At 66.4% G+C, this 24,543-nt stretch carries 20 protein-coding genes; 15 read left to right on the forward strand and 5 right to left on the reverse strand.

Annotated elements, in window-relative coordinates:
• Positions 1 to 530, forward strand: a 530-nt coding sequence (locus tag Q5064_RS02615; RefSeq protein WP_302962036.1) for a rubrerythrin family protein, incomplete at its 5' end; no start/stop codon positions are given.
• Positions 531 to 568: 38 nt separating this feature from the next.
• Here Q5064_RS02615 and Q5064_RS02620 read toward each other — a convergent pair.
• Positions 569 to 1,477 carry a LysR family transcriptional regulator gene (locus Q5064_RS02620; protein WP_302962037.1) on the reverse strand — a complete coding sequence of 303 codons (909 nt, stop codon included), beginning with the start codon at positions 1,475 to 1,477 and terminating at the stop codon, positions 569 to 571.
• Between the two features lie 174 nt (positions 1,478 to 1,651).
• Between Q5064_RS02620 and Q5064_RS02625 the strand changes: the two genes are divergently transcribed.
• Entirely contained in the window at positions 1,652 to 2,272 is a 621-nt protein-coding gene (locus Q5064_RS02625) for a hypothetical protein (RefSeq protein WP_302962038.1), read from the forward strand.
• 318 nt (positions 2,273 to 2,590) lie between these two features.
• Complete coding sequence (locus Q5064_RS02630; protein WP_302962040.1) at positions 2,591 to 3,388, forward strand: SDR family NAD(P)-dependent oxidoreductase; 798 nt, start codon at positions 2,591 to 2,593, stop codon at positions 3,386 to 3,388.
• Between the two features lie 188 nt (positions 3,389 to 3,576).
• On the opposite strand, the gene Q5064_RS02635 is transcribed toward Q5064_RS02630, so the two are convergent.
• Positions 3,577 to 5,304, reverse strand: coding sequence for an FAD-binding protein (locus Q5064_RS02635; protein ID WP_302962042.1), 1,728 nt, complete (start codon positions 5,302 to 5,304; stop codon positions 3,577 to 3,579).
• Positions 5,305 to 5,481: 177 nt separating this feature from the next.
• On the opposite strand from Q5064_RS02635, the gene Q5064_RS02640 reads away from it, so the two are divergent.
• Positions 5,482 to 6,936: a response regulator transcription factor gene (locus Q5064_RS02640; protein ID WP_302962045.1), complete on the forward strand. Its 1,455-nt coding sequence runs from the start codon at positions 5,482 to 5,484 to the stop codon at positions 6,934 to 6,936.
• Positions 6,937 to 7,036: 100 nt separating this feature from the next.
• Here the strand turns inward: Q5064_RS02640 and Q5064_RS02645 are convergent, their stop codons facing one another.
• Positions 7,037 to 8,032, reverse strand: coding sequence for a helix-turn-helix domain-containing protein (locus Q5064_RS02645; protein ID WP_302962047.1), 996 nt, complete (start codon positions 8,030 to 8,032; stop codon positions 7,037 to 7,039).
• Positions 8,033 to 8,234: 202 nt separating this feature from the next.
• Here Q5064_RS02645 and Q5064_RS02650 point away from each other — a divergent pair, with 202 nt between their 5' ends.
• From Q5064_RS02650 to Q5064_RS02690, 9 genes are all read left to right on the forward strand, one after another.
• Entirely contained in the window at positions 8,235 to 9,011 is a 777-nt protein-coding gene (locus tag Q5064_RS02650) for an energy-coupling factor transporter transmembrane component T (RefSeq protein WP_302962049.1), read from the forward strand.
• A complete protein-coding gene (locus Q5064_RS02655) occupies positions 9,008 to 10,543 on the forward strand; it encodes an ABC transporter ATP-binding protein (RefSeq protein WP_302962051.1) in 1,536 nt (511 codons plus the stop codon). The genes Q5064_RS02650 and Q5064_RS02655 overlap by 4 nt, the downstream gene beginning before the upstream one ends.
• Positions 10,544 to 10,582: 39 nt before the next feature.
• Positions 10,583 to 11,203, forward strand: a complete 621-nt coding sequence (locus Q5064_RS02660; protein ID WP_302962052.1) for an MptD family putative ECF transporter S component — start codon at positions 10,583 to 10,585, stop codon at positions 11,201 to 11,203.
• A 9-nt stretch (positions 11,204 to 11,212) separates the two neighbouring features.
• Positions 11,213 to 13,042, forward strand: coding sequence for an ABC transporter ATP-binding protein (locus tag Q5064_RS02665; protein WP_302962055.1), 1,830 nt, complete (start codon positions 11,213 to 11,215; stop codon positions 13,040 to 13,042).
• Positions 13,032 to 14,765, forward strand: coding sequence for an ABC transporter ATP-binding protein (locus tag Q5064_RS02670; protein WP_302962057.1), 1,734 nt, complete (start codon positions 13,032 to 13,034; stop codon positions 14,763 to 14,765). The genes Q5064_RS02665 and Q5064_RS02670 overlap by 11 nt, the downstream gene beginning before the upstream one ends.
• Positions 14,766 to 14,982: 217 nt before the next feature.
• Positions 14,983 to 16,503, forward strand: coding sequence for an IMP dehydrogenase (locus tag Q5064_RS02675; protein WP_302962059.1), 1,521 nt, complete (start codon positions 14,983 to 14,985; stop codon positions 16,501 to 16,503).
• 196 nt (positions 16,504 to 16,699) lie between these two features.
• The gene (locus tag Q5064_RS02680) at positions 16,700 to 18,790 is read left to right on the forward strand and encodes a hypothetical protein (RefSeq protein WP_302962060.1); all 2,091 of its coding nucleotides are present in this window, start codon (positions 16,700 to 16,702) and stop codon (positions 18,788 to 18,790) included.
• A gap of 4 nt (positions 18,791 to 18,794) precedes the next feature.
• Complete coding sequence (locus Q5064_RS02685) at positions 18,795 to 19,793, forward strand: VanW family protein (RefSeq protein WP_302962061.1); 999 nt, start codon at positions 18,795 to 18,797, stop codon at positions 19,791 to 19,793.
• A gap of 213 nt (positions 19,794 to 20,006) precedes the next feature.
• Entirely contained in the window at positions 20,007 to 20,825 is an 819-nt protein-coding gene (locus Q5064_RS02690; RefSeq protein ID WP_302962063.1) for a hypothetical protein, read from the forward strand.
• Positions 20,826 to 20,887: 62 nt separating this feature from the next.
• On the opposite strand, the gene Q5064_RS02695 is transcribed toward Q5064_RS02690, so the two are convergent.
• Entirely contained in the window at positions 20,888 to 21,772 is an 885-nt protein-coding gene (locus Q5064_RS02695; RefSeq protein WP_302962064.1) for a LysR family transcriptional regulator, read from the reverse strand.
• 236 nt (positions 21,773 to 22,008) lie between these two features.
• On the opposite strand from Q5064_RS02695, the gene Q5064_RS02700 reads away from it, so the two are divergent.
• Positions 22,009 to 22,998 (forward strand): TDT family transporter, encoded by a 990-nt coding sequence (locus tag Q5064_RS02700; RefSeq protein ID WP_302962066.1) that lies wholly within the window; start codon positions 22,009 to 22,011, stop codon positions 22,996 to 22,998.
• 230 nt (positions 22,999 to 23,228) lie between these two features.
• On the opposite strand, the gene yihA is transcribed toward Q5064_RS02700, so the two are convergent.
• Positions 23,229 to 23,813 (reverse strand): ribosome biogenesis GTP-binding protein YihA/YsxC, encoded by a 585-nt coding sequence (yihA, locus tag Q5064_RS02705; protein ID WP_302962067.1) that lies wholly within the window; start codon positions 23,811 to 23,813, stop codon positions 23,229 to 23,231.
• 464 nt (positions 23,814 to 24,277) lie between these two features.
• On the opposite strand from yihA, the gene Q5064_RS02710 reads away from it, so the two are divergent.
• The gene (locus Q5064_RS02710; protein WP_302962068.1) at positions 24,278 to 24,508 is read left to right on the forward strand and encodes a hypothetical protein; all 231 of its coding nucleotides are present in this window, start codon (positions 24,278 to 24,280) and stop codon (positions 24,506 to 24,508) included.
• The last annotated feature ends 35 nt before the right edge of the window (positions 24,509 to 24,543 follow it).

The raw sequence follows: 24,543 nt of genomic DNA on the forward strand, positions 1-24,543 counted from the left end.
GCACCACGCTCGACAACCTGAAGGCCGCCATCGGTGGCGAGACCGGCGCCTCCGCAAAGTACGCCGCCTTCGCCAAGGCCGCCAAGGAGCAGGGCTACGACCAGATCGCCCGCCTGTTCGAGGCCACCAGCGCCGCCGAGCAGATCCACATCGGCCTGGAGGCCGGCGTGATCGAGGAGATCGAGCCGGGCTATGAGCGTCCTGCCGCTCCCGATGCCGAGGGCATCGCCACCGACCTGAACCTCATTGCCGGCGCCCTGGGCGAGATCTACGAGACCTCCGACATGTACCCGAGCTTCATCAAGGTCGCTCAGGAGGAGGGCAACAAGAAGGCCGAGTTCGTGTTCACCCGCGCCAAGCTCGCCGAGGCCGTGCATGCCGAGCTGTACATGGACGCCTACAACAACATCGACGCCCCCACCGACGAGGCCTACTACCTGTGCCCCATCTGCGGCTACATCCACAAGGGTGACGACTTCGAGAAGTGCCCCATCTGCTTCACCCCGGCCGACAAGTTCCGCAAGTTCTAATTCCGCAGCGGAAATACCACGCCACCAAAGCGGCCGCCTCACCCCGAGGCGGCCGCTTTTTCGTTCTCCGTCGCCAGCTGCTCGCGTACGAGGTCGCAGAATAGGCGGGCGGCCGGGGTGAGCCAGTGGGTCTTGCGGTGGCCGAGGTAGACGGGGAAGATGCGCTTGCCGAAGGGGTCGGGAATCTCGACGAAGGTGCCGCGCGCCAGCTCGTCGGCGACGGCGAAACGGGGGAAGACGGAAAAGCCCATGCCCATGGAGACGAGGCGCTTGATGGCCTGGGAGCTCCAGAGCTCCATCGTCTCGGCGAGCATCACGCCGCGCGCGTCCAAGGTTCGCTCGAGGGCGATGCGGAACACGTTGTCGGGCTCGTCGATGATGAAGGGAAGCTCCGCCCGCTGCCCCGCGGACTGGAAATCGGGGAGGGGTACGCCCGGCGCGGCCACGAGGGCCGTGCGGATCTGCCCCACCTCTTCGATGGAGAAATCCTCGGGCTGCCAGTCGAAGGCGTAGGTGAGCCCCAGATCGCAGGAGCCGTCGCGCAGGTTCTCGGACACCCGGGCGCAGGTGCGGTCGCGCAGACGCAGCGCCACGCCTGGGGCGCGCTCGCGAAACGCGGCGATCACCTCGTCGAGCGCATAGCACAGAAGCGTCTCGGCCATATCGACCCGCAGCGTGCCCTGCAGCGCCGTCTCCTCTGTGCCGAGGGCGGCCAGGCGGTCGGCGGCGGCGATGATCTCGGCGGCCTGGGCAAGCGCCTCGGCTCCTTTCTGCGTGAGCACCATGCGGCGCCCGATGCGCTCGAACAGCGGCAATCCCAAGTCGCGTTCTAGTTGCTTGATGTGCACCGTCACCGTCGATTGGGTGTAGCCGAGCCGGTCGGCAGCCTTGGCGTAGGTGCCGCAGGCCACGACGGCCTGGAAGGTGCGCAGGCATTTGATATCCACGATGGTTCTCCTTTTCGGCGCGCTTTGCGGGGGGGTCGGCCCCACCGCGCGCAGGCTCCAGCATACGCAACATTGATCGATTTAGTCAAACATATTCTTCTCAATCATTCGTTATACAAATGCTTCATGGCGTCCTATGCTAGAGCCAACGGAAACAACGGAAGGAGAGCGCCCATGGAGGCAGCGGAAATGACGATAGCGGCCACCCTGGCGGGGCTGGCGTTCTACTGCTTTGTGCAGGGCATCACCCCGGGGCCGGCGAACCTCTGCTCGCTGGCGACGACGCTGCGCTACGGTCGGACGCTTGCGCTGCGCCAGTGGTACGGGCTCATCGCCGGCTTCTACGCGGTGTCGTTCGCCTCGGTGCTGGTCGTGTGGACCGTAGGCCAGGTGGCGTCGGGCCTGATGGGGTGGCTCACCGTGGCGGGCGCGGTCTACGTGCTCTGGCTCGCCTGGACCATGGTGGCGCCCCGCCGGGAGGGGCACGCGCTATACGAGGCGAAGCCCACGGCGGCCTCGGGCTTCCTCTTGCAGATCACCAACGTGAAGATACTGGTGCTGTGCCTGACGGCGCTGTGCTCCTACGTGCTTCCCCTGAGCGACCACCCGCTGGCGCTGGCGGCTGCGGGGCTGGTGCTGCCCCTCATCGGCGTCGGCTGCAATCTGGCTTGGATATACGCGGGCGAGCTTCTGCGGTCGTTCTACGAGCGGCATCGCCGCCGCGTGGACGGGGCGATGGCCGCCTCGCTTGCACTGTGCGCCGCGACCATGGTGGCGCCCCTGCTCGGAAGCTAGCGCACGACGGCAACAGGCGCGAAACGAGTTGCGGGAGCTTCTTTTGGCTTAGAAATCACGGTTTTGTTACCAAAAGCCACGCGGAGAGGGCGCTGGGTAATACAGATGCGGCCGTTTCCCCAGGTGGCGTATTACGCCGGACGCGATTTTGCGCCCGCGCAGTAACAAAAGCGTCGATTCCAAGCCAAAATACGCGAAATTTAGTTCAGGAGGGAAACAGGTGCCGAGGGACGGCCGCTTTCAGGGGAGCGGCCTCGTATGATGGGGAAGTTGCCTATTCGCCGGGCAGAGGGCCCGGATGCGTGAAAGGACTTCCCCATGAGACTGCAGGATAAAGTGATAGTTGTGACGGCGGCCACGCGCGGTATCGGAGCGGCCATTGTGAAGGCGTGCGCCCAGGAGGGGGCGACCGTCTACATCGGCGCCCGCAACACGGAGCGCGCCCAGGCCGAGGCCGACGAGATGACGGCGGCCGGCCTTGCAGTGAAATGCGTGTACAACGACGCGTCCAAGCCCGACAGCTACCAGTCGATGATCGACACGGTGGTGGCTGCCGAGGGGCGCATCGACGGGCTTGTGAACAACTTCGGCGGCACGAACCCCGCCGAGGACAAGGACCTGCTGAGCACCTCCTACGAGCACTTCCTCGCCGGGGTGGACGCGAACGTGGGCAGTGTGTTCCTCGGCTGCCAGGCGGCCGCGCGCGAGATGGCGAAGACCGGCGGCGGCTCCATCGTGAATATCAGCTCCATCGCCGGCAGCGTGCCCGACATCAGCCAAATCGCCTATGGCACCTCCAAGGCGGCCATCAACCACATGACGAAGTCCATGGCGGTGCAGCTGGCCAAGTCGAACATCCGCGTGAACGCCGTGGCGCCCGGCATGACCGCCACCGATGCCGTGGCCGACAACCTCTCCGAGGAGTTCAAGCAGTTCTTCCTGCGCCACATTCCGCTCGGGCGCATGGCCGACCCGGCCCACATCGCCGCGGCCGTGGTGTACTTCCTCGGCGACGAGAGCGCTGCCACCACCGGCCAGCTCATCGAGGTGGCCGGCGGCTTCGGCCTGGCCACGCCCATCTACGCCGACGCCATGGACGCCGCCGTGGCACGATAGGGTGCTGCTTACCGCAGCGCGCGCATATCCAACGTAGGGGATGGCTTCAGCCGTCCCGCCCTTCAGCCTGCACGGCATCGCCTTGCGTCATCCAAAACCAAGGGTCCCGCAAGCATATTGCCTGCGGGACCCTGCTCGATTATGCGGCGCGACGGGGAGGGAGGCGCGCGCCGCTGTATCGCGAATCGTTAGGCGAGGCTCGCCACGTATTCGGCGGTGAACTTACCCTGGGTGACGGCGAAGGCGATGGAAACGCCGCACAGTGCCGTGGTGTACTGAATACCGAAACGGCTGCCCGCGGTGTTTCCGGCGGCGAACAGACCGGGAATGGGGCGGAAGGTCTCGCGCGCGAGCACCTGGCCGTTCTCGTCGATGGCCACGCCCGATGTGTTGCAGAGCATGCCGCCCAGGGATTTTTCGCCCTTGTAGGCGTAGTAGGGCGGCTGGTTCACGGCGAACATGAGCGACTTCTCCTTGCCGAAATCCTCATCGAGACCCGTGGCGCACAGTTCGTTGTAGCGTTCGATGGAGGCAACGAAATTGTCCAACGTCTCTCCCTCGTAGCCTAGATAGCCGCCGAGTGTTGCATAGTCGTCGGCAGCGTAGACGACAGGATTAGTGTCGGCGCCCGAGCCCTCGGCGCCACCAGCAACGGCCGCCTCCAGCAGGGCCGGAAGCCCGTCCATGCCGCCATTGGGATAGTCGATGCCCATGTGGCATGCCGGTTGGGCCTTGATCAGCGCCTCGTAGTTGCTATCGAACACATTGGCGACCGGTCCCTGGGGTTGGAGCGCGCCTGCATAGGCCGCCCATTCCATAAAGCCGAATCCCTCGTTGCAGTACCGCTTGCCGTCGGCGTTGATCCAGAGCGAGGCGGCCGACCCCAACGGATCCGTGGGGCTGTCGCAGGGGTAGTAGTAATCGCCGCCCATGGAAGACTGGTACGGATCCAGCTGCCCGCCGGCCCAGTAGCACAGTTTCAGGCCGTCGCCCTGATAACCGGAGCTGATGATCTCGCCGTCGTCGCCGATCATGTTGGTGATCTGGCACAGCAGTTCTTTGGCCATTTCCTGGTTGCCAGAGTAGTCGCCGGCGGCTACGATGACGCCCTTGGAGGCCGCCACCTTAACGTAGGAGCCGTCCTCCTTCTGGCCGATAGCGCCGGTAACGGCTCCGTCGGCATCGGTGGTCAGCTGCTGCGCGGGGCAGCCCCAATAGATCTGCGCGCCCGCGTCCAGGCCTACCTGCAGTAAGTTGCCGAGAATCTTCTCCTGGACAGGCATGGTGGAAGCGGTGCCGATATAGGTGCCCAAGCCGTTCTTGAAGGTCGTGTAAGACTCATCGGTGGGGTAGAACTGGATCTCCAGAGCGTCGCGCTCCTCCTGGGTAAGGCAGTCGATGTACCAGTCGAAGGCCTCGCCGCACGTGTTGGTGAATTTGCGGGCCAGGGCGGCGTTGGATCGGTTTGCCGCGCGAAGCTGCCAATTGTTGAGGAACTCAATGGGGTCAACCCCGCTCACGCCGCGCTCGCGCAAGAATTCGGAGTTGATATGGCCGAAATGCCCCATACCCAGGCACGTGTGATTGTCTTCAGGATGCGCTTCCATGGCGATGACCTTCGCGCCCGCCTCGGCGGCCGCGCGGAAAGCTGCGCATCCGCTAAAGCTGAGGCCGATAACGAGCACGTCGCAGTCAGCCGTCTCGGCGATGGCGTCCTCTGCGATAGGCTCGGGAGCTGTGCGCCAGCTGCTCGCGGCCGCCGATGATCCCGCCGTGCCCGTGGCGTTATCAGACGAGCCGCTGGTGGCGGGGGCGGACGGTGCGCAGCCGAACATGCCGGCGGCGGCGAGCCCCGCAGCTCCGATGCCCGCACCTTTCAAAAAATTACGACGCGTGCATTTCTGGGTGTCTTCCATGGTTCCCTCCTTGGATTGGTGGTAGACGAGGTGCCCGAATCGGCGGCCTCGCTTTCCATCATCGGTGCACGGGGGCGTTCTGCCTATACTCGAAACAAGGTAAACTCCTAACGAGAACCAGGTATTTTTCTCGTATGACCTCGTTATTTCAGGTTAATCAGGTAGGATGAAGATAGAGTGACGTTGCTAATGATGGGGAGGGATTTCGTGATTCGCCGACAAGAAGCTGCTCGGGCGGCGGCTTTGTTTTTGTCATTCGCTGCCTTTTTCATGACGTGTCCGCTGACTCTGTGGGATGCTGCGCTTTTCGCCCAGATCTCTATCGATCGCGCGGTGGAGGTCCTTGCGATTAACGGACTGACGGCAACAAGTGCCGTGCTGGCGATAGGCGCGGGGCTGTGGTCGATGGCCCGAGATTCCGTGCGCATGATGCCCGCTGCGACGGTGCTGGGAGGAGTGGCCTATGCCTTGGGAGGGTCGGCCTATGCGCTCGTGCAGACGCTTGCCCTGCCGGTCGGCCCGGCTGGCATCTGCGTTATCAGCGTCGCTATGGGTTTTGGATTAGCGATGCTCGTGCCTGGTTGGTGTCGCGTTCTCTGTCCGTTTGGGCTGAAACGCTCACTTCTGGGCATGAGCATCGCATGCGCGATGGCGACATTCGCCGAGCTTGGCTTCGAAGCCGGTCTTCTGCCAGCGTGCGAAGGGGCATTCGCCGTACTTCTGTGGCTCGGTGTCGCCGGTCCGGTTTGGAGCGCCTGCAAGGGAGTTGGGGAAATCCCTGCCGTTGACGACACGGTAGCAGATCACCTGTGGGAGTCTATGCGCACTATGGTGCTCAATCCGTGCCTGGGCCTGTTCCTGTTTCTCTTTGTCATGAGCGCGCGGGAATTCGTGTTCATGGAATATGAGCACATTGGGGCAATCTCGGTCATAGGCGCCGCGGGAATTGCCGTCGTTCTCGTGCGGTTTTGGCCGCGTTTTTCGCTCGGCACCGTTTACCGGACGCTTCTGCCCAGTGCGGCCGCATTTTTCATCGTGCTGAGCAGCTTTCCCGTTGGCAGTGTCTCGTTTGGCGCGGGGTTCCTCGTGTCTCATATTCTCATGGCTGTCATCGCCCTGCTTGCCCTGGCGTCGTTGTGCGCGGTGGCGCGGGCTGGAGAATTCTCCTCAGTGTTCGTGGGTTCCATATTGTGCGTGGCGACAAGCCTCGCAGTGTTGCTCGGCACCAACGTGGCGCAGGTTGTTCCCGACGACGATGCTCTCGGCGCCATCCTCCTCGTGTGTGCGATGGCTTATTTCGTTTATGTGCTCGCCTCGCCCTTGGTCGACTACCATCGTCTGCTTCGGGAGGGAGAGGAAGGGGAAGAGGTGCGCGAAAGGGACGGTCTGTCGCAACCTCACAGTGACGTTCTATGCGCCGCTTTGGCCGAGGAGCGGAACCTATCGGCACGCGAGAGGGAGATTTTGCCCTATATAGCTCGCGGGCACCGCCCTGCCTACGTGGCCGATATGCTCTGCATCTCCGAACATACGGTGCGCACCCACCTGCGGAACATATACCGCAAACTGGGAGTAGGGTCTCGTGAAGAGCTCATCCAGCTTGTCGAGAACGTGCAGAGCGCAAATAGGTAGCCGCTTGAATTGCGAGCGAAAAGCGGTCGCCGGCTTTCCCGGGTTTGCCCGATGTCCTTCAACCCAACGTAGGGGCGGCGCGCGGCGGCCCTCGGGCGTCCTAGCAGCGGAAGCGCTTGCGCCAGGTAGCCGGCGAGCAGCCCTGTTCGCGGGTGAAGGCGGTGGTGAAGCTGCTCGGCCGCGGATAGCCCACCGCGCGCCCGATCTCGGCGAGGGGCATATCGGTGCCAGCAAGCAAATCGGATGCGCGACTCATGCGCAGCTGTCGCAGATCCTCGGCCACTCCGCGCCCCGTTTCCGCCTTGTAGACGGCGGCGAGGCGCGTGCGGCTCACGCACAGCTCGCGGGCGATGGAATCCAGAGTCAGGGGAGCGTCAAGATGCTGCTCCATGATGGCATGGGCCTCGTGGATGAGCTGCGCCGCCGTGCGCGTCCCCTCGGCGCGAGCGGCCCACGCGGCGCCCTCCGCCGTCTCTATCAGGCAAGCGACTGCCTCGGCCATGAGCGCCGCAAGGCGAAAGCCGGTGGCCGGCGCATTGGCCGAGCGCGCATCCAGCCGATTGAGCATGGCGCTCACGTGGGGTGCTCTCAAGGGCAGCGACGACTCGGTGAGACGCTCGAGCAGCTCGTCGGCGCCGGTTCCCTGATCGCGGGCCACCTGCTCGATGAAGCGCGGGGTGAAGCAGAGCGAGCGCGAGGCGTAGGCGCAGCCAGGTTTCAGCTGGTAGGAATAGGAGCCGGCCCCCTGACGGTACATGACCAGATCCGACGCGTCGGTAGGGAAGGTGGGGTAGGGCATCGTCTCCAGGCTGCTCGGCGACATGGAGCCGAGGCAGAAATAGCCCGGTCCGCAGCTGGTGAGGCTCGATCCGTCACTCACCGTCAGATCGAGTACAGTGACCAGGCAATCGCGACCCAGGCCGGTCATCCAGGCGCTGCCGGAGCCCCGTGCGGGATCAAGCTGCGACACCACCCCGCACCGTCGTGCCTGCGGTTCCATCTGCAGCGTCTCGAGCTGCGACACGAAAAGATGGTGCAGGTTCTCGTCGATGTTCGCGAGTGCTGGGGCCTTCATGATCCTTCCCGTCGTTTCCATTCCGTCCGAAGTTCTTTCGCATTCGTCCAAAAGTTAACCATCAATAACATTCATATCAGATCGCATGATAAATTAGCCGACTGAAACTTTCAAGAAGAGCACGGCGGTGCGGCGGGGGAGTGCCTGCGAACGTCGATGCACGCGGCGAAAGGGAAGTCGGAACGTGGAAGGTACACTGGATCGGGGTGAGGGGGCGCCCTGTGTGAGAGGGATAGACGAACGGGAGGGCGCATCGCCCTCGGCCTCGGCGCGCGGAGGCGCCCTGCTGTTCGCAGGCGGCGAGAAGAGCCGCCGCCGCGTGGACCCGCGGGTGGCCCTTGTGACGCTCGTATTGCTCAATGTGGCCGTATTCGTGTCGGGCGCGAAAGCCGTGGAACTGGTCGCGGTGGCGGCCGATGCCCTGCTTATGGTGTGGTGCCATCGCGGGCGTCTCGCCTGCGCGTGGGTGGCGGCCTATGCGGCGATCTCGCTTATTTCCCTCGCCTGCATCCTCGGCGGTCCCTTCTTCATGCCGGTAGGCGCCTGCTTGCTCATGCTCGCGCGCCTGTTCCCCACGGCCATGTTCGCCGCGGCGCTCATCTCCACCACGTATCTGGGCGAGCTCGCGTTCGCGTTGCAGTCCTTCGGCCTCACGGGTCGCATGACGGTGGCCGTGTGCGTGGGACTGCGCTTCTTCCCTACCATCGCGCGGGAGGCGCGGGCGGTGCGCGAGGCCATGCTCACCCGCGGCATCCGCCTTACCCCGGCGGCCATCGTGACGAACCCGGCGGGGCTTCTGGAGAACTTCATGGTGCCCTATATCCATCGCATCTCGCTCGTGGCCGACGAGCTCGGCGATGCGGTGATGGCCCGCGGCGTGGAGACGTCGCGGCCGCGCACGAGCTACCACGAGCTGCGGGTAACGCCGCTCGACGGGGTGGTCGTTGCCGTTGCGGTGCTGCTGACTGGTGCCGCAGTGGCGGGAAAGGTGCTCTCATGAGGGGCGACAAGGCTTTGGCCGAGATGGCCGGGGCGGCCGTTCAGCTTGAGGGTGTGTCCTATACCTATCCGGGCGCGGCAGAGCCGACGCTGCGCTCGGTGAGCCTGGAGGTGCCGGCCGGCCAGTGCGTCGTGGTCACCGGGCCCTCCGGTTGCGGGAAGACGACGCTCTCGCGCCTGGTGAACGGCCTGGTGCCCCATGTGTATGCCGGCGAGGTGACGGGGCGCGTGCTCGTGGGCGGCACCGAGGTGGCGGCATGGACCTCCGACGAGCTGGGCGTGCGCGTGGGATCGGTGTTCCAGAACCCGCGCAGCCAGTTCGTGAACCTGGACGTGGCCTCCGAGATCGCCTTCGGCTGCGAGAATCTGGGGCTGCCGCGCGCAGAGATCGTCGAGCGCGTGGAGGAGGCGGCTGCGGCGCTCGGCATACGCCCGCTGCTCGACCGCAGCATCGAGGAGCTCTCGGGCGGCCAGAAGCAGGCGGTCATCTTGGCATCGGCTTTGGCCATGCGGCCTGCGGTGTTCGTGCTCGATGAGCCCACCGCCTCGCTGGACACCGCCTCCATGATGCGCCTGGCCGAGGTGGTGGCAGCGCTGAAGGCCCAGGGAAAGACCGTGATCGTCTCGGAGCATCGGCTTTGGTGGCTGCACGGAGTAGCCGACCGTGTGGTGCTCATGGAAGAGGGCACCGTGGCCGGCGACTGGGATGCCGCCTCCTATGGGGCACTTCCCCGCGCCGAGCGTGCCGCCCTCGGTATGCGCGCCTGGACGGTGGCCGAGATGGAGGAGGAGATGGCCGCCCGCGTGGAAGTCGCGACGGCCGCCTCCGCAGAGGGCAGTCCTGCGCCAGCTACGGGGGCCGGCACCGCGGAGGGCCTGGCAGCGGAAGGACTGACCGTGGCCTTTCGGCGCAAGCCGCCCGTGCTCGAGGGGCTCTCCCTTGCGGTGGCGCCGGGGCGCGTGCTCGGCATCGTGGGCCGCAACGGCGCTGGCAAGACCACGCTGTTGCGCTGCCTGTCGGGGCTCACGCGGGAGCGAGCCGGATCGGTGGCGCTCGATGGGCGCGCTCTCGCCGCACGTGAGCGACCGGGCACGGTGCACCTCGTCATGCAGGAGCCCGGCTACCAGCTGTTCGCCGACAGCGCCCGCGCCGAGCTGCGGCTGCCCGACGCTGAGGCCGACGAGCTGCTTGCCGCTTTCGGCCTGGCCGCCTGCGCCGAGCGCCACCCCCTGTCGCTTTCCGGCGGCGAGCGCCAGCGCCTGGCCATTGCCGCCGGCATCGCCCAGGGTGCCCGGGCCCTCGTGCTCGACGAGCCCACGAGCGGGCTCGATCGCGCCAATATGGAGCGCGTTGCCGCGGCGCTGCGCCGAGTGGCCGCCGCGGGAGCGCCTGTGGCGCTCGTCACCCATGATTACGAGTTCCTCTGCGCGGTATGCGACGAGGTGGCGGAAGTGGACGGTGGCCGTGTGAGCGCGCGCTACGACCTCGATCCCGCCCACGCCGCCCGTGTGCGCACGCGCTTCGGTTTCTGAATCTCTTAGGTACCCATCCCAACGGAAAGGATTGAATCTATGGCAGCAACGACAACGACAACGACGGCAGCGGGTCCTTCCGCCCGGCTCACCGCAAAGGACATCGTGCTTTTGGCGGTGTTCGGCGTGGTCACCTTCTTCGTGATGATGATCGTGGCCATGGTATGCAGCTTCAGCACCGATATGGCTTGGTGGACCCATGCCATCGGCTCCATCCCCGCCGGTATTGTGTGGGCCTATCTCATGGCGCGGGTGCCCAAGCGCGGCTCCGCTCTTATCGCCGGTGCCATCATGGCGCTGCTCGGCTTCGTCATGGGCATGGCCTGGACGGGGCCGGTGGGCATGCTCGTCGGAGCAGTGCTCTGCGAGCTGATCATGATCGCGGGCAAGCGGGCGAAGTGGTCGGTCGCCGTGGGCTTCGCCGTGCTCGTGGTGTGCTGGTGGTTCGGCCAGATCTCCCTCATTCTGTTCGCGAGCGAGAGCTACGTGCAGATGGTCATCGACATGGGCATGACCGCGGAGTACGGCCAGGGCCTCATCGACTGGGTCCACAGCCCCGTCTTCCCTGTATGCGGCTGCGTGACGGCAGCCTGCGCGCTGCTCGGCAGCTGGCTGGGCATGCGCATCTTCCAGAAGCACTTCGCGAAGATCGCGGCCTAAGGGGGAGCAGTGACATCATCGGAGAAAGCAGAGGCGCGCTCGGACAACGCCATCGCGCAGCTGCTGAAATTCGCGGGACCGCGGCGCTGCTTGGCCTATGCGGGCTCAGCGCTCGCGGCGCTCAACGGCGTGCTCACCATCGTGCCGCTCGTGCTCGTGTGGTTCGTGCTGCGCGACTTCGTGGCCGTGGCGCCTCGCTATGAACTGGCAGCCGACGCCACGCTGTGGGCGTGGCTCGCCTTCGCCGTGGCCGTCGCCGGCGCGCTGTGCTACTTCGCCGGCCTCATGCTCACCCACACGGCCGCCTTCCGCGTGGCCGCCAACATGCGCAAGGCGTGCCTGGCCCATGTGGCGAAGGTGCCGCTGGGGTATTTCGACGCGAACGCCTCGGGGCGCCTGCGCCGCATCATCGACGGCTGCGCCGGGCAGACCGAGGACGTCATCGCCCACAAGATGCCCGACTTCATCGCCTCGTGCACGGCGCCCGTGGCGTTCCTCGTGGCCATGTTCCTGTTCGATTGGGTCATGGGGCTTGTCTGCCTCATTCCTGTGGCGGTGTCGCTGTTCGCCATGTGGTGGATGATGGGGCGCGATGTGCCCGAAGGCGGCCGCTTCTTCATGCAGCGCTACCAGGAGGCCCTGAACCGCATGTCCACGGCAGCCACCGAGTATGTGCGCGGCATTCCCGTGGTGAAGGTGTTCCAGCAGACGGTGCACTCGTTCAAGGCCTTCCACGCGGCCATCATCGACTACCGCGATATGGCCACCCAGTATGTGAACTTCTGCCGCTTGCCCCAGGTGGTGCAGCTCGTGGCCATCAACGGCACCTTCGCAGTGCTCGTGCCGGCGGCTATCCTGCTGGCCGCAAGCGCCGGCGATTTCGCGCGGTTCCTCACCGACTTCCTCTTCTACGTCGTGTTCTCGGCCTTTACCACCACGGTGATGAGCAAGATCATGTACGCATCCGAGGCCCTCATGATGGCCGAGGACTCCGTGCGCCGGGTGAACGAGATTCTGGCGGTGGAGCCCATGGAGGAGGTGCGTTCGGAGGCGGCGGAGCACGTATCCGATGCGTCTGTGGCCCTGCGCGGCGTGACGTTCTCCTATCCGGGCGCCGCGGTGCCGGCTGTGCGCGACGTGACGTTGGAGGTACCCGCCGGGGCTACGGTGGCGCTCGTGGGGCCCTCTGGCGGCGGGAAGAGCACACTCGCGAGCCTCATCCCGCGCTTCTGGGACCCGCAGGAGGGCACGGTCGCGGTGGGAGGCGCCGATGTGCGCGCCGTGCCGACCGCCGAGCTGATGGATACCGTGGCCTTCGTGTTCCAGAACGACCGCCTGTTCAAGGGCACGCTTGCTGACAACATTCGCATGGGGCGCCCCGATGCGAGCGACGAGGAGGCGCGCGCGGCTGCCGAGGCCGCCCAGTGCGCCGACATCATCGCCAAGTTCCCCGAGGGGCTCTCCACGGTGGTGGGGTCGGCCGGGGTGTACCTGTCGGGCGGCGAGTGCCAGCGCATCGCGTTGGCCCGGGCCATCCTGAAGGACGCGCCCGTGGTGGTGCTCGACGAGGCCACGGCCTTCGCCGATCCGGAAAACGAGGCGCTCATCCAGCAGGCGCTGGGACGTCTGGCCGCGGGCAAGACGGTGCTCATGATCGCGCACCGGCTCTCCACGGTGGTGGATGCCGACCTCATCGCCGTGGTGGATGGCGGCACCATCGTGGAGCGCGGCACCCATGACGAGCTCTTAGCGGCCGGCGGCCTGTACGCGCGGCTGTGGGCTAACTATCAGCAGGCAACCCAGTGGAAGATCGAAGGAGGTGGCGCCCATGCTGCGTGATGCGCTGGCCCTCACCGAGCAAGGTGTGAAATCGCTGCGCCGGGGTGCGGCCGTGTGCGCCCTGGCGAATGTGGTGCTCATGCTGCCCGTGGGCGTGTTCTATCTGGTGACGGGGGAGTTCCTCGCCCATCTGGAGGATCCGGCGACGCCCCTGCCGCTGCTGGCGCCCTACCTGGCGCTCATCGTCGCGGCGCTCGCCGTGGTGTTCGCCACTCAGTATTGGCAGTACCACGCCACCTACAGCGTCGTGTACCAGGAAAGCGCGCGCAAGCGCATCGGCTTGGCCGAGCGGCTGCGGGTTCTGCCCCTCTCCTTCTTCGGGAAGCGCGACCTGGCCGATCTGACGAGCGTGGTCATGAAGGACACCGCCGACCAGGAGCGCCTGTTCAGCCACACGATGCCCCAGCTGTTCGGCACGGGCGCGTCCACGGCCATCGTGGCCGTGATGCTGCTCGTCTTCGACTGGCGGCTCGCCTTGGCATCCCTGTGGCCGGTGCCGGTGGCCGTGATCGTGCTTCTGGCCACGACGCGCCTGCAGACGGCGGCCACGCGGAAAAAGAACGCGGCGGCCCTCGTGCTCGCCGACGGCATTCAGGAGTACCTGGAGTCGAATCGCGAGGTTCGCGCCCTGAACCGCACTGACGACTTCCTTGCGCGCCTGAACGGGAACGTGGATGCCTTCGAGCGGGCGAAGCTCGCCTCGGAGCTGACCACGGGCACGGCCGTGAGCTCCACCCAGACGCTACTGCGCTTGGGCACGGTCACGACCATTCTCGCCGGCACGGCGCTCGTGGCCGCGGGCCAGTGCGACCTGCTTGTGTTCTTCTGCTTCATGCTCGTGGTCACGCGGCTCTACGACCCTATCAACCTCATCCTGCAGTCCACCGCCGAGCTCATCGACATGCGGGAGTCGCTTGCCCGCATGCGGGCCATCGAGCAGGAGCCGGCCCAGGTGGGCTCTGTGGACTTCGCGCCCCGGGGTCACGACATCGTCTTCGACGGGGTGTCGTTTTCCTACGAGAACGGCGAGCCGGTGCTCGCCGACGTGAGCTTCACGGCCCGCGAGGGCGAGGTGACCGCGCTCGTGGGGCCCTCGGGATCGGGCAAGTCCACGGCCGCGAAGCTGGCGGCCCGCTTCTGGGACGTGGACGCGGGGCACATCACCGTGGGCGGTGTGGACGTGGCCGGCGTGGACCCGGAGACGCTTTTGACCGACTACACCGAGGTGTTCCAGGATGTGGTGCTGTTCAACGGCACGGTGATGGAGAACATCCGGCTGGGCAGGCGCGAGGCCACCGACGAGGAGGTGCTCGCCGCGGCCCGCGCCGCCAACTGCGACGAGTTCGTGCGCAAGATGGCCCAGGGCTACGACACTCCCATCGGCGAGAACGGAGCGCTCCTGTCGGGAGGAGAGCGTCAGCGCATCTCCATCGCCCGCGCTATCTTGAAGGACGCGCCCATCGTCCTGCTCGACGAGGCCACCGCCTCCCTCGACGTGGAGAGCGAGTCGCTCGTGCAGGAGGCGCTCTCCCGGCTGCTCGTGGGCAAGACGGTGCTCGTCATCGCCCACCGCATGCGCACCGTGCTCGGCGCTGACCACATCGTGGTGCTCGCCGAAGGCCGCGTGGCCGAGGAGGGAACGCCTGCCGAGCTTCTGGCGGCCGGCGGCCTGTTCGCCCGTATGGTGAGCCTCCAAGGCTCCGCTGCCGACTGGAAGCTGTAGCCCTTTCCGTCGCGGTTCGCCTCGCCCATCAAACTCTGTAGGGGGGGCGGCTTCGGCCGCCCCGCCAGCCCCGTCTGGCCGCTTGTCCGTCTCGGTCTCTCGTGCCGCTGCCGAAAATATGGAGCGGCTCGGAGGGACTCTGGCACAGGTTTATGCTCTCGGCCTATAATGAATCAATTACCGTCCAGGGCATCGAGCGGCAAAGGAGCGCACAACTATGGCCTACTACTTCGAGGAACCGTCCCGTACATTCAACGAGTACTTGCTGGTGCCGGGCCATACGCCTGCTGATTGCGTGCCCGCGGCGGTCAGCCTGAAGACGCCCTTGGTGAAGTACCGCAAGGGCGAGGAGGAGTGCCCCCTCGAGCTTTCCGTGCCCATGGTATCGGCCATCATGGCCGCCGTGTCCGACGATAAGATGGCCGTGGCCCTGGCCACCGAGGGCGGCCTGTCGTTCATCTACGGCAACCAGTCCATCGAGGACGAGGCCGCCATGGTCGCCCGCGTGAAGGACTACAAGGCCGGCTTCGTCACCTCGGACGCGAACCTCTCGCCCGACATGACGCTCGCCGAGGTGGTGGACCTGAAGGAGCAGTTCGGCCATTCCACCATGCCCGTCACCGAGGACGGCTCGGCCCACGGCAAGCTGCTCGGCATCGTCACCGAGCGCGACTACCGCCTCTCCCGCATGGAACTGACCGAGAAGGTGGCCGACTTCATGACCCCGCGCGAGAAGCTCGTGGTGGCCCCGGCCGACACCTCGCTCAAAGAGGCCAACGACATCATCTGGGACCACAAGCTGAACTCGCTGCCTATCGTGGACGCCGACGACCACCTGGTGGCGCTCGTGTTCCGCAAGGACTACGACTCCCACAAGTCCAACCCCGACGAGCTTTTGGACGCCCACAAGCGCTACATGGTGGGCGCGGGCATCAACTCCCGCGACTACGCCGAGCGCATCCCGGCCCTCGTGGAGGCCGGCGCCGACGTGCTGTGCATCGACTCGTCGGAAGGCTACTCCGACTGGCAGAAGTTCACCATCGAGTGGGTGCGCGAGCACTACGGCGACTCGGTGAAGATCGGCGCGGGCAACGTGGTGGACGCCGAGGGCTTCCGCTTCCTCGCCGACGCGGGCGCCGACTTCATCAAGATCGGCATCGGCGGCGGCTCCATCTGCATCACCCGCGAGACCAAGGGCATCGGCCGCGGCCAGGCCACGGCCACCATCGAGGTGGCGAAGGCGCGCGACGAGTATTTCCGCGAGACCGGTGTGTACATTCCCATCTGCTCCGACGGCGGCATCGTGTACGACCACCACATCTCGCTCGCGCTGGCCATGGGCGCCGACTTCGTCATGCTGGGCCGTTACTTCGCCCGCTTCGACGAGAGCCCGTCGGCCAAGGTGATGGTGAACGGCACCTACATGAAGGAATACTGGGGCGAGGGTTCCGCCCGCGCCCGCAACTGGCAGCGCTACGACTTGGGCGGCAAGAAGAAGAACCTCTCCTTCGAGGAGGGCGTGGATTCCTATGTGCCCTACGCCGGCAGTCTGAAGGACAACATGGCCATCACGCTGCTGAAGCTGAAGAGCACCATGTGCAACTGCGGCGCGCTCACCATCCCCGAGTTCCAGGACAAGGCGAAGCTCACGCTGGTGAGCGCTACCTCCATCGTGGAGGGCGGCGCCCACGACGTGCTGCTGAAGGACAAGGCCCCCTACGCGAGCAACACGCGCTAGGGAGTATCCAGCAGACGGAATCGGGGCGGTCCTGCGGGGCCGCCCCGCTGCTTTCACTGAGCGGTTTGCTTACCAAAAACCCGCTGGTTGTGTCTATAATTTCAATAAAGCGTCATCAGGTGGTTTAGTTTCTTGACGGATGCTATACTTCCCCTTTAATGGATAAGACCGTCTTTTTGCGAGGGAAGGAAGCGACGTGGGCAGTATGACGATCGGCATCGCGCTCTTTGTGCTGATCATTATCGCCGGCCTCATTATCGGGCTGCGCTTGAGCTCGACGTCGCCCCAGCGCCGCGCGGTTGCCGTCGCCTTCGTTCTCATGGCGGTGGTGGCCGGCCTGTTCTGGGGTGTGGCCATGGGCGCTGCCCAGGTGTGGACGGCGCCGTTCTTCGCCATTGCCTGCATCGTGGTGCCGGTGGCCGCCTACACGGGCATTATGAAGGCGTCGAAGGGGGCGCGCCCCGAGCCGAAGCGCCGCGAGGACACGCGCGGGCGTGCGGCGAAGGCGAGCCCGGCTCTTGAGGCGGCCGTCATGCCCGTGGCGCCCAACCATCCCGTGAACGAGTTCCTCGATCTGCACACCGCCTCTGACGAGGGGGCCGACGAGGCCGCCGAGGAAGAGCTCGTGGCGACGTCGGAGGCCCCCAAGGCCGATACGGCCGACGAGGCCGCCGAGGTCGAGGCCGAGGCCGCCGAGTCCGATGCTGCCGCAGAGCACGCCGACGCGGCTGCCTCCGAGGGCGCATCGGCCGAGGCACCTGGCGCGGCTCCCGAGGACGAGGGCGCGCCGCAGCGCGCCGAGGCGTTCATCGAGGAGTACCTTGTCGACGAGAACGAGGGCGAGGACGGCATGTTCGAGCCCGAGGCCGCCCCCTCCCTGCATCCCCGCAAGAGCGAGAACCACACGACGTCCACCATGGTGCTGACGGTTCCCTTCGCCGAAGGGGACGAGCAGTACCTGGTGGTGTCCGACACCACCTCGGTGCCCAATCCCATCATGGCCTACAAGCGCTCCACGTCCTCGCATCTGGTGCCGCTCGGCACCCCGCGCCGCGGCGTGCACGCCAAGCCGGTTGAGGCGGCGTCGGAGAAGGCGTCGCGCCAGGAGGCCGCCCCCGCCGCGAAGGGCCGCGTCGATGCGCGCCCGGCGTCCCCGATGCCCCAAGTGGAGGAGCCGGTGGAGCTGGAGGAGCCTGCTTTGGGAGAGCCGCCGGCGAGTGTCGATTTCGCGGCGCTCTACCGCAAGGAGCCCCCGGCCGCCGCGCCGGCCGCCGCGCCCCAGCTCGAGCTCGACTTCACGCCGCGTCCCGAGAGCCCGTTCAAGCCCGCCTTCCAGCCCTTCGCGAAGCACGGCGCCCCGGCCCCGGCTCCGGCCAGCCCGGTCATCCCAGCCGACGAGCCTGCGGCCCCGAAGCCCGAGAGGGCTTCCGCCCCGGCCCCGGCTCCTGCGCCTGCGCCGGCTTCGGCTCCGGTTTCCGCTCCCGTCGTTGCCCAGGCGGCTCCCGCGATGGCGCCCGCGCCGGTCGAGCCTCCGGCACCCGCGGCCGATCGTCCTGCGGAGCCGAAGGCCGCCGAGCCGGCCGAGGCCCCGGCTCGCTCCATCTTCGCCACGGCTCGCCGCAAGATGGCGGAGTCGAGCGCCCGCTCCCAGCAGCCCGCTTCCGCTTCGGCGCCCGTTGCGGCTCCGGCTCCCGAGGCCGTCTCGGCCGCGCCCGCCGCCTCCGCTCCGATGCCTGCCGCGGCGGCTTCCGCTGCGCCGGCTTCCGAGCACCGGGGCGCCGCTTCGGCCCCCGCTCCCGTGCGGCCCGCTTCGCCCGCGCCGACGCCCGCGCCCTTCCAGGCCGCCCCGACGCCTGTCGTCGCCCCGGTCCCCGCTCCGGCTCCCGCCGAGCCCGTGGTTCCCGCTCCGGCGGCCGCCTCCGCTCCTGCCGCGACACCCGAGCCCGTGGCCCCGGCGCTGGCTCCCACCCCCGAGCCGACGCCCACAGCTGTTCCGGCTCCTGGCCCGGCCACGACGCGCGATGCCTGCTACGAGGAGTTCCTCGGCAAGGCCCAGGGCCTGCGCGACAAGGGACTGTTCCCCGTTGCCGCGCGCCTGTACGGCGAGGCCGCTGCCGCAGCCTCCTCCTCGGCCGACGCGCGTCGCGCCCGCTTCGAGGAGATGGCCTGCTATGTGAAGGCCGGCCAGGGCGACAAGGCCCGCGCGCTCGCCGCCGAGCTGCGCCGCGCCAGCGTGCTGACCCGCGTGGAGCGCATCAAGCTCGACGCCGTCGAGAGGATGGGGTAGACCCATGGCCCCGTCGAACCGTCCGACCCTGCGTCAGAGCGACAGCCGTCCCGTGCCGGCGCGCCCCTCGGTGGAGCGTCCGGCCGAGCCGCGCGTTCCCGCCGACCGCCCGGCTTTCGGCCGTCGGCCGCGGATGCCCGTCGCGTCGCCCTACGTGGCGCCCTTCGTGGCAGTGTGCGCCGTGGCGCTCTCCGCGTGCATGGCCTTCGGCAATCCCGTTCTGTGGAGCCCGGCCGCCCAGTTCTCCGACCCGGAGACCGTGAGCGACCAGCCGGCTCCCGCCGCCGCGCCAGAGCAGGGGGGCGAGCAGGAGGCCCCCGAGCAGGAGGGCCAGGAGGTCATCAGCAGCTACCAGGCCATTTCCCAAAGCGACGATCCCGGCCGCCGCGAGAACATCCGCCTCGCCACCGAGGCCATCGACGGCACGGTCATCGAGCCGGGCGGCACCTTCTCGTTTAACGACGTGGTGGGCGACACCTCGGCCGAGCGCGGCTACCAGGAGGCCGCGGTCATCAACGACGGGCAGGTGGCCCAAGGCGATGGCGGCGGCGTGTGCCAGGTTTCCACGGCGCTCTACATCGCCGCGGTGAAGGCCGATATGGAAATCGTGGAGCGCCATCCCCATTCGGTGCCCTCCGATTACGCGCCCATCGGCCTGGACGCCACCATCGTCTACGGGTCGTTCGACCTGCGCCTGAAGAACAACTCGGATGCGCCCATGGTCATCCACGCCAAGGCGGTCGGCCAGACGGTGGACGTGTCCATCGAGGGCGCGCCGCTGCCCGAGGGCCTTACCGTGGATGCCACCTCGCAGATCGTCAGCCGCTACGAGCGCGATGACGCGGCGGGCACCTCGCGCCAGTACTACGTGTCCGAGGCGTTCCGCGTCTACTACCAGGACGGCGAGCGCACCACGCGCGACCTGCTTTCCAGCGACATCTATCAGGTGGACGAGACCACGCCGGTGACCACCTCGGAGGGCAGCGTCGATCCCAACAAATAGGGTTCGGGCGCCTTCGGGGCAGCATCCGGCTCTCCCGCCGGGCTCCTTCGGGGGACTGCGGGCCCCAGTCCTTGAATTTTCCCTGCATACCTGTCAATCTGCGGTCAGTTCTCGCTGACGTGGGCGAAGGTTTCGCCTATAATGGGGCCTACTTGCAAGAATGAGCGTCACGGCTGCCGCAGGTGGCCTGCTCCCCTCGAGAAAGAGCTGAAGATGGAGACTAATGAGTCCATTCTCGTTCGCAACGTCGTGGGCCTGGACGACCGCCGGGTCATCGGCAAGATGCGCGAGCTGCGCGTCGATTGCGACACCCTCGCCGTAAGCCACTACATCGTGGCGAGCGCCACCACCACCGCGCCGCTGGTGCTTCCCTTCGACCGCGCGCTGGCCATCGGCGACACCTTCGTCACCGTGCAGTCGCGCGAGAACTTCCTGCCGGCCTCCGATGCCGACGCGCAGGCGCTCATCTCGGGCGGTTTCAAGCTGGCCGGCGTCGAGGTGTTCAGCCGCACCGGTGACAAGCTGGGCACCGTGGCCACCTACGAGTTCGATCCGGTCTACGGTACCGTGACGAGCGTGGTGCTGGACGACGGCACCGTGTTCGCCGCCGACAGCTTCGTGTTCTTCGCCCCCGAGTTCGTCTTCGTCGACAACGGCTCCAAGACGGCCGCCGAGCTGCGTGCCGGCGAGCTCGAGGCCGAGGTTGAGGAGACGGTGATCGAGGAAGTGGCCGACGACGCCGAGGCTGAGGACGCCGAGGAGACAGCCGAGGAAGAGGCCGAGGGGATCGCCGAGGATGCCGAGGACGCTGCTGAGGAAGCCGCCGAGGAGGCCGCCGAGGACGGCCCGGAGCTTTCCGCCGAGGATGCGCAGCTCGTCGAGCTGCTCGTGGGCGCCACCCTCGTCGACGACGTGGCGAGCGAGGACGGCTCCTTCACGGTGAAGAAGGACACGGTGCTCACCCGCGAGATCGTGAACGACGCCATCTCCCACGACGCGCTGCTGCTGCTGACCCTGGCCGCCGACCTGTAGGCCGCCCGAGTCTGGGCGATCCCATTAAGGCGCCCTCCCCGCGGAGGGCGCCTTTTTCGTGCCTATGCCGCCTGCAGGCCCTCGAACAAGGCGCGCAGGTCGTCCTCGAAGATGCTGTGGGGCAGGCGCACGAAGGCGATGTCATGGGTGATGGGCTCGCCGGAAAGCGGGATGACGCGCAGGCTTCCCTCCTGCACCTCGCGCTGCACGGCCGACTCGTAGACAAACGAGATGCCCAGATCGCCTGCCACGAAGATCTTGATGATGTCGAGGCTCTCCACGACGCAGGTGTCGGCGAAGGCGGCGGGGGAGAGGTTGTGCTTGGCGAGCGCGTGGGCGAGCACGTCGCGGCTGCCGCTGCCCTCTTCGCGCAGGATGAGCCGCTCGCCGAGCAGGTCCTGCACCGATGTGGGCTCGCTCGCGAAGACGTGGTCGGCAGCGCAGATGCACACGAGCTGCTCAGTGCGGAACGTATCGCCCGCAAAGGCGCTCTTGTCGAAGAGCCCCTCCACGAAGGCGCAGTCGATGGCGCCCTGGGCGAGCAGGGACAGAAGCTGCTGGGTGCCCCCCGAGCGCACGGTGGCCCGGATCTCGGGATGGGCGGCGAGATAGCGCACGAGGGGGGCGGCCACTAGGTACTCGCCAGCGGTGAGGGTCATGCCGATGCGCAACTGGACGGCCGCGCCGTGGGCCACTTCGGCGATGCGCTCGTGGAGCAGGGCGTCGTCGTGGGCCATGGTGGCAAGAGCGTCGCGCAGCACGCGGCCCGCGCGGGTGAGCTCCAGCTTCTTCTTATGGTAGGTGAACAGCTTCGCGCCGTATTCCCGTTCTAAATAGGTGATGTGCTGTGACACGGCCGGCTGCGTGAGGGCCAGCTCCTCGGCGGCCCGGGTGTAGTTGAGCGTCTTGCAGACGGTGAGGAAGGTCTTCACGCGGAAGTCTTGCACGGGGTTTCCCTTCTCGAGCTGCGTGGCCGCGACGGCGAAGATATCCGGCCTGTTGATGCCGGATAGTCTAACCATAACATCAGTTTATGCCAACATAAATATATATAAGTTTTCTTTTGGTAAGAAACCCCGCATAATAACGGCACTGAATTTCCTGCGGCTCGCTGCGGCTTCTCCCGGCGGTCCGTGGTCGAAAACCCTTCATCGATCAATGAGCCCCGAATGAAAGGCAGCCCATGCGCGACATTATCAAGAAAGTACCGATTCCCACCGCCGGCGTGGCCCTCGGCCTGGCGGCGCTGGGCAATCTGCTCCAGCCTTACACCGAGATCGCCCATGTGCTCTGCGGCGGCCTCTCCCTGTTCATGGTGAGCATGCTCATCGCCAAGGTAGTTCTGTTCCCGTCCATGATTCGCGATGATTTGCAGAACTCCATCCTGGCCAGCGTGTCCGCCACGTTCTTCATGACCCTCATGCAGCTGGCCGGTTATTTGGCGCCCGTGGCCATTGTGCCCGCCTTCGGGTTGTGGTGCGCGGCCATCGTGGGCCACTTCACGTTGATGGCGTGGTTCACGGCCCATTACATCCGCCATTTCAAGCTGAGCGAGGTGTTCCCCACCTACTTCATTTGCTATGTGGGCATCATCGTGGCCGCCGCCACATCCCCGGTCTTCGGCATGGAGGCCTTCGGCCAGGGCATCTTCTGGTTCGGCTTCGCCTGCTTCGCTGTGCTGCTGGCCGTGGTGACCGCTCGCTACCTCAAGCATGAGATTCCCGAGCCCGCCCGTCCGCTGTTCTGCATCTTCGCGGCTCCCCTGGGGCTGTCGCTTGTGGGCTACCTGGCGGTCATGCCCGACCCGAACCCGCTGTTCGTGGGCGTGCTTATGGGCCTTGGCCAGGTCATGCTCATCGGCGTGATCACCCAGCTGCCGAAGTTCGTCGCTCTGAAGTTCTACCCGAGCTACGCGGCCATGACCTTCCCCTTCGTCATCTCCGCCACGGCGCTCGGCAAGGGCGTGCAGGCACTCTACGCCGCCGATGTCGCCATCCCCGCGCTGCCTGTGGTCGAGGCGCTCATCGCCCTGGAGACCGTGTTCGCCGCCGTGATGGTCACCTACGTCTTCGTGCACTACATGAAGTTCTTCTTCGGCACGCCGAAGGGCGCGGTCGTTGCGGCCCCGGCCGTGGAGGCCCCCGTCGTGCTCACCGCCGAGACGGCCGAGTAACTCCGATACTCCTTGCCTCGGGCGCAGCGGCCCTAGTCGCCACCGGCCCGATGGCTTCTCCTCTCTCCCCGAACGCCCCGGCTCCTCCCGGGGCGTTCCCTTTTTCGGGGCGAATCCCGTCCCTCGGTAGCGCGGGCACAAGAAGAGCCCCTGCGAACAGGGGCTTGCGGGGCTATGGGAGTGGCGGTCGGGCTAGGCGCTAGCGTTCTCGCGGAGCAGCGAGTAGTGCCCTATCCTTCCATGGCGCGGGCGATGAGGGCGCGGAGCTCGTCGATGCCGTCGCCCCTTTCGGAGGAGGTGACCACCATGGGCACGCCCTTCGGCAGATCGAGCGCCTTTTTGATGGCGGCGCGCTGCTTTTGCTGCTGCTGCTTCGAGAGCTTGTCGGCCTTGGTGAGCGCGATGGCGAAGGGCAGCTCGGCGTCCTGCAGGAAGCGCACCATGTTGCGGTCGAGGGCCGAGGGATCGTGGCGGATGTCGATGAGCGACACCACGAGCGCGAAGTCGCGGTCCTGGTTGTAGTAGCCCTCGATGAGCTCCGACCAGCGGCCCTTCTCCGATTTCGACACCTTCGCGAAGCCGTAGCCGGGCAAGTCCACCAGGTCGCGGCCATCTACGTCGTAAAAGTTGATGGTGGCCGTCTTGCCGGGCGTGGAGGACACCTTCGCGAGGCCCTTGCGGTACATGAGCTTGTTCAGCAGCGACGACTTGCCCACGTTCGAGCGCCCCGCGAAGGACACCTCGGGGCCGGTAGAGGCGGGCAGCTGCGCCGAGGTACCGTAGGCTGCCTTAAACGATGCGTTATGGAAGTTCATGGGCGCTCCTTTGGGGACGGGACGGCGGCATGCGCCCATGGGCGGACGCAGATCGTGGCGCACGGGCGTATGCGGTGGCCGGTGGTGCACTGCATGCGCACCGATGACCAATGGCGCACCGCTGCGTGCAGACGATCGGTGGTGCGCCATTGCGTGCGGACGGCCAGTGGTGCGCGTCGCTGTGCATGGGCGCGTGGCTTGAAAACAACGGTTTTGCGACCTCTTCGCCTGATAACTCGTATTTTGGCTTGAAAACGACGGTTTTGTGACCGAAAAGCGCGCAAAATCGGTTGCGGTAATACACGATCAGGGGAAATGCCCTGCCGATAATACGCTTGACGCTGAAAATTGGGCCTCCGGGTAACAAAACCGTCGTTTTCAAGCCATTTTACAGCCAATAAGGCGGAGAATGGCCCTATTCATGGTAGCCGAAGGGCAACGCAAACAAGGTTGGGGGCAAGGAAATGACGGAAAAGGGACGCAGCGACAAGCTGGAAGTGGCGCGCATCACGGGCGTGCAGGGCATTCGCGCGGCTATGGCGCGCCTGGCCGACGAGGAAGCGGAGGTGCCGCTGCCCACCGACGAGGTGGACGCTCCCCGCGCGCGCAAGACCTGCGCCGTCTGCGCCGCCGACAACGACGGCGCCCGCGAAACCTGCTGGAACTGCGGCGCGTCGCTGCGCCGCGTGCGGTAGGTGCCCGCGCAACGCGAAGGTGCTTCGCCCGAGTC

Origin of the sequence: uncultured Adlercreutzia sp., from assembly GCF_958431955.1 — a bacterium.
Taxonomy (GTDB): Bacteria; Actinomycetota; Coriobacteriia; order Coriobacteriales; family Eggerthellaceae; genus Adlercreutzia.